Below are 14,853 nucleotides of genomic sequence, written 5' to 3' on the forward strand. Positions count from 1 at the left end.
GGTTGTCTGCTCAGGCTGGGAGGATGGGAATGCGCGGGGCGGGCGGACGCACGGGGCCGGTGTCGAGAAAACCCTGAATTTGCTCTAGGTAGTCGGTCCAGTCCTGTATCTTGGAAATCGCGCCGAGATACTGGTCTTTGCGTAGGAATACCAGCGTTGGCCAAAGATTGAAGCTGTATAGGGATTGCAGAGCGCGCTCGTCTTCGCGAGCAACCACGGCCGGGGCGATCCGTCCGCCGAAGTGTCGAACCAATTCAGGCAGTACCACGGCAACGTCATTGGCTTCGGGAGTGGTAGCAGGGTCCTCGGTGAAGAACAACACCGTGATTTCGGCCGACTGGAGCACGGCATCGAGCGTCTTGGCGGTAACGCGCGGATAGCCGAGGGTGTCGGTTAGGCGATCGATCAGCGGAGAGGGCATGGGCTGCTCGTCCTTTCAAGAAAGCGCGGCGGGGCCGCGCAGGTGGTCAGGTAGTTGGGGCTCGCGATCGACAAGGTCGGAGAACAGGCGGTTGATGTCCGGGGCCGCTCCGCGCATCAGGTCGCTTAGCGCGGCGAGAGCGTCATGGATGCGCAGCGCGGAGTCTGGGTCAAGGACCGATCTGGCATGGCCGAGAAAAACCAGTACCCAGGTTCCCGTCGGCTGGGCGCCGAGCAGGGTCATGTCTACGGTTTCCCGGATGCCGTCGGGGTCGACGCACAGGGCCGAGAAGTCATGCATCTCGAGAATGCGCAGGGGGCGGCCGATGCACATGGTCAGAGGGAAGGGCGTCTGCTGTCGACGTTGACGCTCAGGCGTTGCCAGCCGTCGTGCAATGGCTTGGGATCGAAGCGTAACGCCGGATCGGCCAGCACCCGTGGGTCACCTTGCCGGGGTGCCGTTTCTGAGGCAGGGCGGCCATGTTCGTAAGGGTACAACTCCAGCGCGGGCGGGGAGAGGCGTTCGTCGTCACCCAGTGCGACGTAGCGTCGAGTGGCGGCAACGCCCAGGCCCTCTAGCCAACGCAGACCAGCGGCAATGGCTGGCTCGATCTGGGCGCGTACCGGCGCCGTCAGGCTTCCGCCAAAGTCTTCCAGAATGTATGGCTGTACCCCTACCAATGCGAGATGGCGGGGCATGCCACCGAGCAGTTCGGCGGTCATCAGCACTTCCTGAAATCCGGTCTGATGCAGGCTCATCTTCTTGGCACCCATGAAACGCGGCACATCCGCGCCGACTACACAGTGCAGCGTGCCCGGCTCCAGTCCATAGTCCACTGCGTCGAACACCAGCAGCACATCAGCCTGCTGCACATGCTGAATGAGATAAAGCCCCAGGGTGCCGCCGTCCATCAGGCGCACGTTGCTGGGGAAAGCATGCGAGCGGTGTAGCGCTTCGACAGTGCGTACACCGAATCCTTCGTCGGCCCAAAGCAGGTTGCCGATACCGAGGATGAGCACGGACGGTGTGTCCAACATGTGACGGGCCTCCTTGTGTTGTTGCTCCGCAGCAAAGGATCGGATCCCTGCTTGGATTCGGATCATTTTGAATGTATTCAGCAAATCCGATGCCAGTTCCATGCGACCGAGCCAAGCCCATGATTTGTTTAGAAACGGAAGAACGTTTGCCAGAACTTTCTATGCCTCGATGCAAAGTATTCTTTCGATGGGTGACTCAAAACGAAAAGATGAATTCCAGTGAAAAGATGCGTAAGCAAGGCAATGGGATGGACTCTCCGCCCGCAGCGGCATCGTCATGCCAAAGTGGTGGGGTAACGACCGTTGGCGCAAACCGAGACCATTTGGCGCGGCTGGCGGGGCGTTGACAGTTGCGCGCAAAGTAAAAATGAGCCACTTCGCGCGAAGTAATTCTGAGCCAACTGCTCCTCTCACCAGCGCCTGGCAAAGGCGGCGACCCGGCCATGGCCGCCGACATAGCCCTGCTCGGCCAGTGCCTCGAACATGGCCTTGACGGTGCGGCGATCGCGTTTGCCGCGGTGCTGGTCGGCCTTGAGCCAGGTGGCCAGCGTCTCGGTGAAGCCGTCGAGCTTGCTCACCACCACCCGCTGGGGGTACTTGGGCTGGACCATCTCGCCCTTGCGCAGCCACACCTTGATGGTGTTTCTGGCCAGGCCCGTGCGCCGCTCGATCTCTTTGATTGGAAGGTCATCGCGCAGGTGCATCCTTGACCTTGCCCGTGAAAAACGTATCCCTTGCTGAGTGATTCAATCCAAGCAAGGAGAGCGGAAATGACGAAGACGACAAGGCGGGCGCGGTACACGCTCGAGTTCAAGCAAGAGGCTGTGCGGCTGGTCGAGGGCGGCCAGAGCATCGCTGCGGCAGCCCGCACACTGGGCGTGGTGGATCAGACACTGTTCAACTGGGTCAAAGCCCAGCGGCACGGCAAGCTCAAGGGGGCTGACAGCAAGGTCGTCAGCGCCGAGCAGATGGAGATCAGTCGGCTGCGGGCCGAATTGGCGCGTGTGAAGATGGAGCGCGACATCCTGGGAAAAGCGACGGCGTACTTCGCAAAGGCAGCGACGTGAAGTACGCCTTCATCCAGCGCCACCGGCGCGTGTGGCCGATCTCGGTGCAGTGCCGGGTGCTGGAGGTCAGCGTGGCTGGCTACCACGCGCACGTCGTGCGGGCCGCCAGCACGGCCCAGCAACGCCATCTCAGCGACGATGCGCTGCTGGTGCATATCAAGGCCATCCACGCCGAGACCCGTGGGAGCTACGGCTGGCCGCGCACCTGGAAGGAACTGCTGGCCAGGGGCATCCGCGTGGGCAAGGAGCGTGTCCAGAAGCTCATGCAACGGCATGGCATCCGCGCCCGTGGCAAGCGGCGCTTCAAGGTCACCACCGACAGCAATCATGACTTCCCGATTGCCCCCAACCTGCTTGACCGGCAGTTCACCGTGGCCGAGCCCGACAAGGTCTGGGCAGGTGACATCACCTACATCGCCACCGACGAAGGGTGGCTGTTTCTGGCCGTGGTCATTGATTTGTTCAGCCGCCAGGTGATCGGCTGGAGCCTGCGCGCCGACATGACGCGCGACATCGTCATTGACGCCCTGCGCATGGCTTGGTTCAAGCGCCATCCGAGCAAGAAAGCCGGGCTCATCTTCCACAGCGACCGCGGTAGCCAGTACGCTGCCAAGGACTTCCGCGACGTGCTGGCCGAGTATGGGATCACGAGTTCAATGAGCCGCAAAGGCAACTGCTGGGACAACGCTTGCAGCGAGACGTTATTCGGTTCGCTCAAGGTGGAGCGGTTGCATGGGCAGCGCTTCAAGACACGTCGCCAAGCGATGGACGAAGCCGTCGCCTGGATGCTCTGGTACAACCGCACCCGGCTGCACTCAACCCTGGCCTATGTCAGCCCGATGCGGTTCGAAGAAAACTGGCTCGCCAACAAACCAAGGCAAGACAGTGCATGAGTCAGCTATGGGATACGAATTCCAGGGGCAAGGTCACCTGCGGATCTTTGCCAGTGTTCCCACGTTGATCACTCCTTGATCCCTCCTGCTCAAAAGACAAGCAGGAGACCTTACTCAAGGGGTCAGATTTGGATGAAAAAAATCAGCTCAAAGGGGTCAGATTTACGTGGAAATCAACAGCCCACCTTCACGCCGAACTTGTAAGGCTGCTTGGCCTTGCCCATGCTGATCGAGGTCTTCAATCTGCCCAGCTGCAGCCCCGAACGCAACCCCCACGGGGGCAGGAATGACGTCAAGACAGGTTCGCTAGCTGTACAAAGTTGGCGCTGCGTATGCAATACAAGTGGTTAGCGACTTACCACCAGGCACTCGATCCTGGTTGTGCGGGAACCTAGGGAAAACCATGAAAATCGGCGGATTACAGTAATAACATATTGATTTATCGCTAAAAAAAGATTGGCACATCGTTTGCTTCAGAGGCAGTGCACTTAATTTTTAGTGACGCCAAAAGCAACGAGGAGGCAGACCATGCCGGTGACGGAAACATTCTATGAAGTGATGCGACGCCAGGGCATTTCGCGCCGCAGTTTTCTCAAGTACTGCAGTCTGACGGCGGCTGCCCTGGGCCTGGGGCCGCACTACGCCACGGAGATCGCCTACGCGATGGAGAACAAACCCCGCCTGCCGGTGCTCTGGCTCCACGGGCTCGAGTGCACCTGTTGTTCGGAGTCATTCATCCGTTCGGGCCACCCGCTTGCCAAAGACGTCATCCTGTCGATGATTTCGCTGGACTACGACGACACTCTGATGGCCGCCGCTGGTCACCAGGCCGAAGCCATCGTGGAAGAGGTGGTCAACAAGTACAAAGGCCAGTACATCCTCGCCGTGGAAGGTAATCCGCCTCTTAATGAGGAAGGCATGTACTGCATCATTGCAGGCCAGCCTTTCGTGGAGAAGCTGCGTTACGCGGCAAGCAACGCCAAGGCCATCATTTCGTGGGGGTCTTGCGCATCCTGGGGCTGTGTGCAGGCTGCGAAGCCAAACCCGACTCGGGCTACACCAGTGCACAAGGTTATCACTGACAAACCGCTCATTAAAGTGCCTGGCTGTCCGCCTATTGCCGAGGTAATGACGGCGGTCATCACCTACATGCTTACTTTTGATCGTTTGCCAGAGCTTGATCGTCAGGGCCGCCCAAAGATGTTCTACAGCCAGCGCATTCACGACAAGTGCTATCGCCGACCCCATTTCGACGCTGGTCAGTTCGTCGAATCCTTTGACGACGAGAACGCGCGCAAGGGCTATTGCCTCTACAAGGTCGGCTGCAAGGGGCCGACCACGTACAACGCTTGCTCGACCACGCGGTGGAACGATGGCGTGTCCTTCCCCATCCAGTCGGGCCATGGCTGCATTGGCTGTTCAGAGGACGGTTTCTGGGACAAGGGTTCATGGTACGCCCACCTCACTGACATCAAGCCGTTCGGAGTCGAAGCAAACGCGGATGAGATAGGTGCAGTTACCGCCGGGGTAGTCGGCGCAGCTGTCGGGGTGCATGCGGTGGCCAGCGCGGTCAAACGTCTGCGCAGCAACGATCAACCGAAGACGAAGAACGAAATCCAACACACTGGAGGCAATGAATGAGTATTCTGACCACGCCCAACGGCTTCACGCTAGATACCGCGGGGCGGCGTGTGGTGGTCGATCCGGTAACACGGATCGAAGGCCATATGCGCTGCGAAGTCAATGTCGATAAGGACAACATCATCCGTAATGCAGTGTCAACTGGCACCATGTGGCGGGGACTCGAGGTCATTGTCAAGGGACGGGATCCGCGCGACGTGTGGGCCTTTGTCGAACGCATCTGCGGGGTGTGCACAGGATGTCATGCTTTGGCCTCGGTGCGTGCGGTTGAGGATGCGCTGAACATCCGCATCCCGAAGAATGCCTATCTCATTCGCGAGATGATGGCCAAGACCCTACAGGTCCACGATCACGTGGTGCACTTCTATCACCTGCACGCCTTGGATTGGGTCAACCCGATCAACGCGTTGAAAGCAGACCCTAAAGCCACGTCGACACTTCAGCAGACGGTGTCACCTAATCACCCGCAGTCCAGCCCAGGTTACTTTCGCGACGTGCAGTCACGCATCAAGAAATTTGTAGATTCGGGACAGCTCGGTCCGTTCAAGAACGGCTACTGGAGCAATCCGGCCTACAAGCTGTCGCCCGAGGCAGACCTTATGGGCGTCACCCATTATCTTGAAGCGCTGGACATGCAGCGCGAATTCGTGAAGGTCCACACTATCTTTGGTGGCAAGAACCCGCACCCCAACTACCTCGTAGGAGGTGTGCCATGCGCCATCAATATGGATGGCGACATGGCCGCCGGCGCTCCGTTGAACATGGAGCGGCTGAATTTCGTGCGCGAACGCATCCAGGAGATGGTGGATTTCTGCCGAAACGTCTACGTTCCCGATGTCATTGCCATCGCTAGCTTCTACAAGGACTGGCTCTATGGCGGTGGCCTTGGCGCTAAAAGCGTGATGGACTATGGCGACTACGCTAAGGTGATGGGCGACAAGTCGACTGACCAGATGCCGGGTGGTGTCATTCTCAACGGCAACTGGAACGAGGTGTTCGAGGTCGATCCGCGAGACCCTGAGCAAGTGCAGGAGTTTGTGAGCCATTCCTGGTATACCTATCCGGGTCAGGAGAACAAGGGTCTGCACCCCTGGGACGGCGTGACCGAGCCCAAGTTTGAGCTTGGCCCCAACACCAAGGGAAGCAAGACCAACATCCAGGAGATTGACGAGTCCGCCAAGTACTCGTGGATCAAGGCGCCGCGCTGGAAGGGTCATGCGGTGGAGGTCGGGCCACTGTCCCGCTACACCATCGCCTATGCCAAGAACCTCCCGCACCAGCGGGAGCAGGTGGATCGCAGCGTGGCTTTCTTCAACCAACTCGCCGGCACCAATGTCGACCCTAAGACGGTGCTGCAGACCACCATCGGCCGCACTCTAGCTCGGGCTCTTGAGGCTGAGTATTGCGCCGACATGATGGTGGACGACTGGAACGACCTGATCGCCAACATCAAGGCTGGCGACAGCTCGACGGCGAACATGGAGAAGTGGGATCCGAGCACATGGCCCAAGGAAGCAAAGGGCGTCGCCACGGTGGCGGCGCCGCGTGGTGCGCTGGGCCACTGGATCCGCATCAAGGACGGAAGAGTAGAGAACTATCAGGCGGTGGTGCCGACCACCTGGAATGGTTCGCCGCGGGATCCGGCCGGAAACATCGGCGCTTTTGAAGCAAGCCTGATGAACACCAAGATGGAGCGACCTGACGAGCCAGTCGAAATTCTGCGCACTCTGCACAGCTTTGATCCCTGCCTCGCATGTTCCACCCATGTGATGGGTGAAGATGGCGGCGAACTCACCCAGGTGACGGTGCGCTGACGCAACGCGGAGCTCGGCAGCGCTGCCCGGTTCCGCAGATCTGACAAACAGGAGACAAGTATGAGCGCACGATCAATGCAACAAAACCATGTCGAGCCAGCGGTCTATGTCTATGAAGCCCCGATCCGGTTGTGGCACTGGGTTCAGTTTTTCGCCATCATCACTCTATGTGTGACCGGTTTTTTCATTGGCCACCCGCTACCTAGCCAGCCTGGTCAACCATATGACCATTTCTTGATGGGGTATATCCGCTTCGTCCATTTCACCGCAGCATACATTTTCATCATCGGTTTCCTGACTCGTATCTACTGGGCCTTCGTGGGCAATTCACATGCACGCGAAATCTTTCTTCCTCCCATCTTCCGTGGCGAATATTGGGGCGGCGTGTGGCACGAGATCAAGTGGTATCTGTTCCTTGCTCGGGAACCCAAAAAATATTCGGGGCACAATCCGCTTGCCGTCTTGACGATGCATGTCATGTTTGTATGGGGTTCCATTTTCATCATACTGACGGGCCTTGCACTATTCGGTGAGGGAACACTTCCAGGCTCTTGGCAGTATGACTGGTTTTCTTCCTGGATTACACCCTTATTTGGACAACCACAGGCTGTGCGTACCGCGCATCACCTCGCTATGTGGTATCTGATTACTTTTATCTTGGTGCATATCTACGTAGCTGTTCGTGAAGACATTATGTCACGCCAATCTATCGTCAGTTCGATGATCAGCGGTTGGCGTTCATTCAAGGATACGCGTCGTGTGGATGGCGATGAATTTTGAGATGAGTTATGTTCATTAATTTAGACCCCAAAAAAAACTGCATCCTTCACCCTGACTGGCGTTGCACTGGCTGCTTTGCTGCCGCTGGCCCGCGCGCAAACCGCAACGCCTGCCGTGCCCAATGCTGCCGACAATCCCGGCGAATTCCAGATCGCGCCGTACAACGCCCCCACGCTGCCGCCGTTCAAAACCCTGGAAAACGGCTTGTCATTTTCCGGCCATCTCGACTCCGAAGTGGTTGACGTGGCCGCTGGCGGACTGCGCCGACTGGTTGCCAGCGACGCGCTGTTGCAGCTGGGCGGCCAATTGGACACGACTCAGGCCGGGCTGTGGCGCGGCGGGCTGTTCGAATTCAGCCTGATGGGTTTGCGCATTGACGGCAATCTGCCCGCGCAAACCGGCGCGCTGCAAACCACCAGCAACGATTGGGCGAGCAATTTTTTGCGCGTCTATCAATTCACCTATCGGCAAGACGTCAGCCCCGCGTTCTATCGTGCCGGCATCATGGACGTCAACTACTACTTCGCCAGCGTCGGGCTGGCCGCGCAGCTGCAAAACGCCTCGTTCGGCCCCGTGCCCACGCTGACCAGCAATGCCGACATCGCCACTTTTCCCAACCCGGGCCTGGGCCTGATGGGGGGCGTGACGCTGGGCGACGGCTATGCGCTGCAGGCCGGCGTCTGGCAGGCCAATCCACCCGAGTTCAGCGGCGTGCTGCACGCTGGCGCGCTGGCGCTGGCGGAAGCCAGCAAGAGCATCGGCACCCTGGCCGACGGCCAGCCGTGGCAGGTGTTCAAGCTCGGCGTCTGGCATATGCGGCAGAACGACCCGCTGCTCGGCCCTTCCACCGGCGGGGTCTACGGCATCGGCGAGACGCGTTGGGACGTGGCCAACGGCCCGCGCTACGGCGCTTTCGTCCAACTCGCCGCCAGCAACGGCCGGGTCAATGCGCTGCCGTATTACCTAGGCCTGGGGCTGCGCGTGCAGCGCCCCTTGGCCGGGCGCGACGACGACAGTTTCAGCATCGGCCTAGCCCGGGCCAACCTGGCCGGTCAGCCGCATCCGGAAACCGTGCTGGAAGCGACCTACGCCTACAAACTTGCCGCTGGCGTCTACCTGCAGCCCGATGCGCAACGCATCTGGCACCCAGCGGGCGTACACCCTGCAGCCACGGTTCTGGGTGCGCGCCTGCACTTGGAGTTTTGATTCTTCGAGGACTACAGTCATGAATACTGAAACCGCCGCATATCTGAAATCATCTCAGCCTCGCGACTGTTTGGGGAAATTTGACCGTGCTGATTTGTGGCAACTATCTGGTTACTACGGAGTCATTCTCGGTCTTCACGTACTGGGTTGGGGTTTATATCTGTATTACTCAGCCGATCATCCAGCCATGATTGGATTGGGACTTGTGGCCTATTTGTTTGGCTTGCGACACGCATTCGATGCAGACCACATTGCGGCAGTGGATGACACCGTTCGTCTCCTGATGCAACAAGGCAAGAAGCCCTTGGGAGTCGGTTTCTTCTTCTCGCTGGGTCATTCGACCATCGTGTTCTTGCTTGCTGTCTTCACGGCAATTTCGGCTGGTCTTGTCAAACATTTTCTCCCTAGCCTAGAGAGTTTCGGCAACATCTTCGGTACCTTGGTCTCCGGCGCTTTTTTGCTGTTTGTTGGCTTGCTCAATCTCGCAGTCTTGATGGGCATGCTGAAGATCTGGCGCGAGAGGAAGTCACATCACCACAATCACGATCACATCGATCAACTACTTGCTCAGCGTGGACTACTCAACCGTGTGTTTGGGGGGCGGGTCCAGAAGTTCGTGCGCCATAGCTGGCAGATGTATCCGGTCGGATTTCTGTTCGGACTGGGATTCGATACCGCTTCCGAAGTCGGCCTTCTGGCGCTGACTGCTGGGGCTGCAACGGGCAATTTTCCCATGCTGGCTGTGTTGTCGCTGCCCATTCTCTTCACAGCGGGCATGAGTGCGATGGACACGACAGACGGTGTACTCATGGTCAAAGCCTACGGTTGGGCCTTCATCAATCCTGTGCGCAAGATTTTTTACAACATCACCACCACCAGTCTCTCGGTCTTGGTTGCGTTGCTTTTAGGAGGTATCGAATTGCTGCAGGTGCTGATTCCGCTCGTAGGCTGGCAAGGACCGGTCTCGCAAGCGATCACGGCCCTAGACTTCGGAGATATTGGCTACTTCGTTGTGGGACTGTTTGTCACCGGATGGCTGGTGTCAGTTGCCATTTGGAAATGGGGTGGGATTGAACAGGCGGTGCCCGCCAGCCCCACAGTCCATGACCATGTCCATACCCACTCGGATGGAGTACGCCACGGACACCGGCATCTTGATTGAGCGTGTTATCAATGTGCTGCGGGATCGCACCATGATCCGTGACAGAAGTGGCTCGGCTTTTCTATTGAGATTTACATAAAACATGACAACCAATAGCATACTCAAACGTTATCCGATCATCAGCGTGATTGGAGGTTGGTTGCATGAGAAAGAAGATGGACGAGGCAACACGCAAACGGGTGCGAGCTGGTCGATTGCTGCTGGCAGGCAAGACGCCCGCACAGGCAGCAGCGGCGGTTGGGGTGGCGCGCCAGACCGTGTACACCTGGAAGGCCCGGCTCGATGAAGGCGGCATCGATGCGCTGCGCGCCATGTCGCCAGGACGCCCGGCGCAACTGGATGCGCAGCAACTGGAGGGGTTGCGCCGCGCGCTGTTGCAGCGGCCCACCGAGCACGGATTTGGAACCGAGTGATGGACGCTCAAGCGGGTGCGTCTGCTCATCGAGCGTCTGTACGGCGTATCCTTCAGCGAAGTGCATGTCTGGCGCATTCTGGGCGCACTGGGCTTTAGCCCGCAAAAGCCCGAGAAGCGCGCCATCGAGCGAGACGAAGAGGCTGTGCGCAGTTGGAAGCGCAGCACCTGGCCGGCGCTTAAAAAAAAGCCCAGCGAGAAGGTCGCCTGATCGTCTTCGTGGACGAATCGGGCATCAGCGAGCGCCCGACCCGGGTGCGCACTTGGGCGCCCAGGGGGCACACACCCATCATCCAGTTCCACTTCAACTGGAACCACGTCTCGGTGATCGCCGGCTTGACGCGCACCAACTGTCTGTTTCGGCTGCACGAGGGCAGCATCAAGAAGGAGGAGATCGTCGAATTCCTCAAAGCGCTCAAGGCCCATCTGAAGCAGCCGCTGCTGGTGATCTGGGATGGTCTCAAGGCGCATCGCAGTCGGCTCGTGCGCGAATACCTCGACAGCCTGGATGGGTACATCCAGATCGCGTTCCTGCCGCCCTACGCGCCGGACCTGAACCCGGTGGAGTACCTGTGGGCCTGGCTGAAGCGACACGCATTGGCCAACTACTGCCCCGCCGACCTGAGCGAGCTGCACACGACCGCGCGCAACAAGCTCAAGAGCGCTCAGAAACGCCCCTCGATCATTGCCGCATGCTGGATGCAGGCTACGCTCTGGTAGTGTCATTAATTAAGTAAAGATCAATAGGAGTCTGTCGGACTTGGGTCCGATCGGCGGTCATCAGGAAGGCCGGCCGCAATTTTTTGCGGTTCCGGGCATGGCGTCGACCTGGCGACCGCTTGTGTGGTCCCGCAGGGCTGCTGGGCAGTTCCTGAAGGCGCTGACGGGGGCATGGATCGACGCATGAACCTCTGCCTGTTCACCCCGCCGCATGCAGCACATGCATGCGCTTGATGTTCCAGGCCATGGTCACCAGATTCCACTCGCCCTGCGCTGCGGCCAGCCCGCGCATGCTCATCTGGCGCCCCGGAGTTCGACAGTTGCACTCGTAAGTCCGCGATATTGTTGGGGCGAGCAACGAAACGTGCCCCTACAGGAGGGCAAGTTGGTCGTCGACGACGGGCTTCGTGAGTTTGAGTCCTTGGAAGATGGCGTGGTCGGTGTCGCTGAGCGTGGACGTGCCGTCGCGGCGCTCGCCGCCGAGATGGACCTGGTGGTACTGGATGCGACGCAGGTGCTCCAGCGCGCGTTCGGGGGAGAGCTTGGAGTCGGCGTCCTTGAGGCGCATGCGCATGACCCGGTACAAGACCAGGGCGATGAAGCAGATCAGGGCATGGGCGCGGATGCGCTCGGGAAGCCGGTGGAACACCGGGGCGATCTCGATCTCGGATTTGAGGATCTTGAAGCCACGCTCGATGTCGGCCAGGCTCTTGTAGCGGCGCAGGACCTCGGGGGGCGCGAGGTCGGGCACGTTGGTCACCAGCAGCAGCTTGCCGTCGTTGAGTTCGGCGCGCGCCAGGAAGGCGCGCTCGATCGCTACGACAAGCTTATTGCGCGCGGCCCATAGCAGCCCAGCGCTCTCGTAGGCGTAGCTGCAATCCAGCAGTGTGAGGATCAGCTGGCGCTGATACTCTTCCTTGACGAACAGCTCTTCGGCCCGCCCCAGCCACCGGATGGCTTCGTAGGGCTTTGCATTTCGCAACTTCTGCCGCCCGCGTGACCTGAACGACTCACCAGCCTCGCCATCGCTCACACGCTGTCGCTGCACATCCACGACCAGCTCATAGAGGCTGTCGAACTCCGGCGTATCGAACAGCTCACTCATCTCGTGGATCATCCCGGACAGCGATTCGAATGGGAACTGACCTAGGGGCTTGGAGGTCTCAGCGATCTCCTTCAGATCTGCCCAGGCCGCCGAGAGCCCCTGCCGGCGACCTTCGTACATCGCGTCGGTCAAGCTCACGAACGTCCTCAGCATTCGCGCGAACAAGGCGTTGTTGGGCCGGGCCTGATCGGCCTCCAGCGTCTTCAGGTGGGCGACAAGCGCTTGGCGTCGGTCACCGGCGCGGCTTCGATCAGCCGGTACGAGGTTTCGACGCTCCAGGGTTATCAGCAACTGGTTTAGATTGAGGAGGCGCTCTTGATCTTCCGCCTCGGCGGAACTTGTCGCATGCCGCTCGACTTCGTCGTAGTGGGTCAGGAACTCGCTGAAATCCTCAAACCACCAATGGGCGGTCCAAGCGCGCTGATAGGCGACGCGCAGCAGTTGGGTGGGAATCGCCAGCTCGCGCGCAATGCGGTCGGCCATGGCGAAGCGACCCTCGATCTCGACACGCGGCCTATCCAGGCCGCGCGCAAGTTTGGCTGCACGGACACAGTCTTCGATCAGTTGGTACCGTGCGCCCGCGTAGCGACTCGGGTCTGAGATCTGCGCATCGAGCTCCTCTAGGTCCGCTTTGCGCCGGGTGTCTTCGGGCCCGAGCCGCACGCTGCCTTGATGGGATGCATCCTCGATTTGGAGCACCGATATGGCGAGGTCCAGATGGCCATTCCTGTATACGCGGTCAGTGAGCCAATTCCTGTCCATGATGTGGACCGGGATTCCTGCCGTCTTGGTCAGCGCGTCTTCGGTGCCGGCTCGCAGCTTGTCGCTGACCAGCTGGTTCGTGAAGAAGTAGATCCGCTTGTAGTCGCGCTTCGTTGAGAGAACGTTTTCCACGTCGGCCTCAATCTTGGGCTTCCACTTCTTCTTGGCACTGAATGCGAACGCCCAGCGCTCCGACCCGCCCGCCGGTTCTCCGAACCACCAACGATCGGAAATCTCTTTCGCGACAGGATAGTTTTCCGAGTCGACCTTGCTGTCGCCGCCGCCAGTGGGGCCGGTTTGAATCCGTAGGTTCGGGCAGATCTCTTTCTCGGCGATCAGCCGGCAGAAGTGCTCGAACTGATATTCCTCCTTACGCGCGGTTAGCGTGTCAAGGTGGTGATCGAATACCGGACGTGCCAATACGGGACGTGATTGGACAACAGAGTCCGAGAACAGGTCAGGGTGCCGTGCCCGCATCAGTTCGCGAGGGCTGGGCGCTTGCTCCGCGGTTTCGGGTGCGACCTTGCCCGCGCTATCGTCCTGAGACTTCATGTCCTTGTCTGACCTTTCTGCTGCGTGACCTGGAGATTCGGCACAGGTCATCGTTCATGGGAAGGCACCTGCATCTTCGCCAGTTCCTCGGCAGAGGATATCTCCGACCGTCAAGGTCTGGCGATCACAGCTAAAGCAATGCTGGATTGTGGCCCGCACACTCGCCAGATTGAGCGAAGTTGCTGACATGCTCGGCTCGGGGGGACGACCGGAGACTCCGCAAGCTGGTCTGCGGGTGGCATCTGCGCGAATCCGCAGGACTCTCTCGATGGTCGCGTCTATAGCGGTCGCCAATGACCGTCAGCTTCTGGCCGACTCCGGCCTTCACCGGAGCCGGGTGGCACTGCCGTCAAATCTCCATCTGCTCGGCGATGTCGAGTGCATCTTCTACCTCGATCCCCAGGTAGCGGACCGTGCTTTCAAGCTTGGTGTGACCAAGCAGCAATTGAACAGCGCGAAGATTCTTGGTCTTGCGATAGATCAGCGTCGGCTTGGTCCGCCGCATCGAGTGCGTGCCATAGGCGTGACCATCAAGGCCCATTTCCTCGACCCAGCCGTGAACGATGCGAGCGTATTGCCGAGTGCCGAGGTGCGGGGATGCGCGCATGCGGCTTGGGAAGAGGGAGTCGTCGCCCCGCAGGCCAGCCATTTTGATCCAAGCTCCGACGGCTTCGCGCGTGGCCGCGGTGATCTCGAACTGAACAGGGTTGCCAGTCTTGTGCTGGATCACGATCGCCCGACTGGCCACGGCATCACCATGGCAGACATCGCGCACGCACAGGGCGACCAGATCACAGCCGCGGAGCTTGCTGTCCAAGCCCAGATTGAACAAGGTGTCCGGCGTCAACTATCTTGAGCGGCGCTCACGATAATTGTCGCTGGGCGCTCAAGATAATTGTCGGCCGCCAAACAAGGCCAGCTCGCGCGTGCGGTGCTCCATTTGCAGACGGACCCGGATGGCCCAGATGTCCTTCAGTTTCAGCGGGGCCTTCTGTCCGACGACTTTGCCCTTGTTCCATGGGGCGGTTGTGCTCTGACGATCCGATTCGGGGGTGTTCATGGTGATCTCCTGAGAGCATCCCAAGCCCCTGTCGGCGCCCGGCGTTCGCGGAGAAACGATCTTGCGCTACAAGGTGAACGGCAGCGCCGACAGGGGCCTGGGATGCTCTCAGGATTGGAAAATACCTCCCCGTCTAATGCCGATCCATCTCACGATCACCTGACCGTGTCCCTGTTCGATGCAATCCAGCGGAATTGCAATAACACCCTATCCCCCTATAC

General features: G+C 59.5%; 10 protein-coding genes and 3 pseudogenes. 7 read left to right on the forward strand and 6 right to left on the reverse strand.

The window, feature by feature from the left end:
- Nucleotides 1-10: 10 nt before the first annotated feature.
- From AC1ZQA_RS02980 to AC1ZQA_RS02995, 4 genes are all read right to left on the reverse strand, one after another.
- Nucleotides 11-421 (reverse strand): hydrogenase-1 expression HyaE, encoded by a 411-nt coding sequence (locus tag AC1ZQA_RS02980; protein ID WP_482678355.1) that lies wholly within the window; start codon nt 419-421, stop codon nt 11-13.
- A gap of 15 nt (nt 422-436) precedes the next feature.
- Nucleotides 437-754, reverse strand: a complete 318-nt coding sequence (locus AC1ZQA_RS02985; RefSeq protein ID WP_482678356.1) for a HypC/HybG/HupF family hydrogenase formation chaperone — start codon at nt 752-754, stop codon at nt 437-439.
- A 2-nt stretch (nt 755-756) separates the two neighbouring features.
- The gene (locus tag AC1ZQA_RS02990) at nt 757-1,458 is read right to left on the reverse strand and encodes a HyaD/HybD family hydrogenase maturation endopeptidase (protein WP_482678357.1); all 702 of its coding nucleotides are present in this window, start codon (nt 1,456-1,458) and stop codon (nt 757-759) included.
- Nucleotides 1,459-1,868: 410 nt separating this feature from the next.
- Nucleotides 1,869-2,162, reverse strand: a complete 294-nt coding sequence (locus AC1ZQA_RS02995) for a hypothetical protein (protein WP_482678358.1) — start codon at nt 2,160-2,162, stop codon at nt 1,869-1,871.
- A 66-nt stretch (nt 2,163-2,228) separates the two neighbouring features.
- Here AC1ZQA_RS02995 and AC1ZQA_RS03000 point away from each other — a divergent pair.
- The 7 genes and pseudogenes from AC1ZQA_RS03000 to AC1ZQA_RS03030 all read left to right on the forward strand — a co-directional run bounded on the left by AC1ZQA_RS03000 (nt 2,229) and on the right by AC1ZQA_RS03030 (nt 11,153).
- Nucleotides 2,229-3,418, forward strand: a protein-coding gene (locus AC1ZQA_RS03000; RefSeq protein ID WP_482678359.1) for an IS3 family transposase whose coding sequence is annotated in 2 segments (ribosomal slippage) — nt 2,229-2,487 and nt 2,487-3,418 — 1,191 coding nt in all. Because the reading frame shifts where the segments join, the coding sequence is not laid out codon by codon here.
- Between the two features lie 528 nt (nt 3,419-3,946).
- Nucleotides 3,947-5,059: a hydrogenase small subunit gene (locus AC1ZQA_RS03005; protein ID WP_482678360.1), complete on the forward strand. Its 1,113-nt coding sequence runs from the start codon at nt 3,947-3,949 to the stop codon at nt 5,057-5,059.
- Entirely contained in the window at nt 5,056-6,873 is a 1,818-nt protein-coding gene (locus AC1ZQA_RS03010) for a nickel-dependent hydrogenase large subunit (RefSeq protein WP_482678361.1), read from the forward strand. Before AC1ZQA_RS03005 ends, AC1ZQA_RS03010 begins: the two co-directional genes overlap by 4 nt.
- A gap of 60 nt (nt 6,874-6,933) precedes the next feature.
- Complete coding sequence (gene cybH, locus AC1ZQA_RS03015; protein ID WP_482678362.1) at nt 6,934-7,653, forward strand: Ni/Fe-hydrogenase, b-type cytochrome subunit; 720 nt, start codon at nt 6,934-6,936, stop codon at nt 7,651-7,653.
- 114 nt (nt 7,654-7,767) lie between these two features.
- Nucleotides 7,768-8,859 (forward strand): carbohydrate porin, encoded by a 1,092-nt coding sequence (locus AC1ZQA_RS03020; protein ID WP_482678363.1) that lies wholly within the window; start codon nt 7,768-7,770, stop codon nt 8,857-8,859.
- Nucleotides 8,860-8,878: 19 nt separating this feature from the next.
- Complete coding sequence (locus AC1ZQA_RS03025; protein ID WP_482678364.1) at nt 8,879-10,021, forward strand: HoxN/HupN/NixA family nickel/cobalt transporter; 1,143 nt, start codon at nt 8,879-8,881, stop codon at nt 10,019-10,021.
- Between the two features lie 143 nt (nt 10,022-10,164).
- Nucleotides 10,165-11,153: pseudogene (locus AC1ZQA_RS03030) on the forward strand (IS630 family transposase).
- Nucleotides 11,154-11,523: 370 nt separating this feature from the next.
- On the opposite strand, the pseudogene AC1ZQA_RS03035 reads toward AC1ZQA_RS03030, so the two are convergent.
- Nucleotides 11,524-11,967: pseudogene (locus AC1ZQA_RS03035) on the reverse strand (IS1634 family transposase); the annotation flags it as partial.
- Nucleotides 11,968-13,921: 1,954 nt separating this feature from the next.
- Nucleotides 13,922-14,632, reverse strand: a pseudogene (locus AC1ZQA_RS03040) (tyrosine-type recombinase/integrase).
- Between the last annotated feature and the right edge of the window lie 221 nt (nt 14,633-14,853).

The sequence above is a fragment of the Thiomonas sp. DCM-2 genome, from assembly GCF_056820905.1.

What these genes read in the sequence shown, in the direction of transcription:
- AC1ZQA_RS02980 (WP_482678355.1), bottom strand. Translation starts at nt 421, where the DNA reads ATGCCCTCTCCGCTGATCGATCGCCTAACCGACACCCTCGGCTATCCG.
- AC1ZQA_RS02985 (WP_482678356.1), bottom strand. Translation starts at nt 754, where the DNA reads ATGTGCATCGGCCGCCCCCTGCGCATTCTCGAGATGCATGACTTCTCG.
- cybH (WP_482678362.1), top strand. Translation starts at nt 6,934, where the DNA reads ATGAGCGCACGATCAATGCAACAAAACCATGTCGAGCCAGCGGTCTAT.
- AC1ZQA_RS03010 (WP_482678361.1), top strand. Translation starts at nt 5,056, where the DNA reads ATGAGTATTCTGACCACGCCCAACGGCTTCACGCTAGATACCGCGGGG.
- AC1ZQA_RS02995 (WP_482678358.1), bottom strand. Translation starts at nt 2,162, where the DNA reads ATGCACCTGCGCGATGACCTTCCAATCAAAGAGATCGAGCGGCGCACG.
- AC1ZQA_RS03025 (WP_482678364.1), top strand. Translation starts at nt 8,879, where the DNA reads ATGAATACTGAAACCGCCGCATATCTGAAATCATCTCAGCCTCGCGAC.
- AC1ZQA_RS02990 (WP_482678357.1), bottom strand. Translation starts at nt 1,458, where the DNA reads ATGTTGGACACACCGTCCGTGCTCATCCTCGGTATCGGCAACCTGCTT.
- AC1ZQA_RS03005 (WP_482678360.1), top strand. Translation starts at nt 3,947, where the DNA reads ATGCCGGTGACGGAAACATTCTATGAAGTGATGCGACGCCAGGGCATT.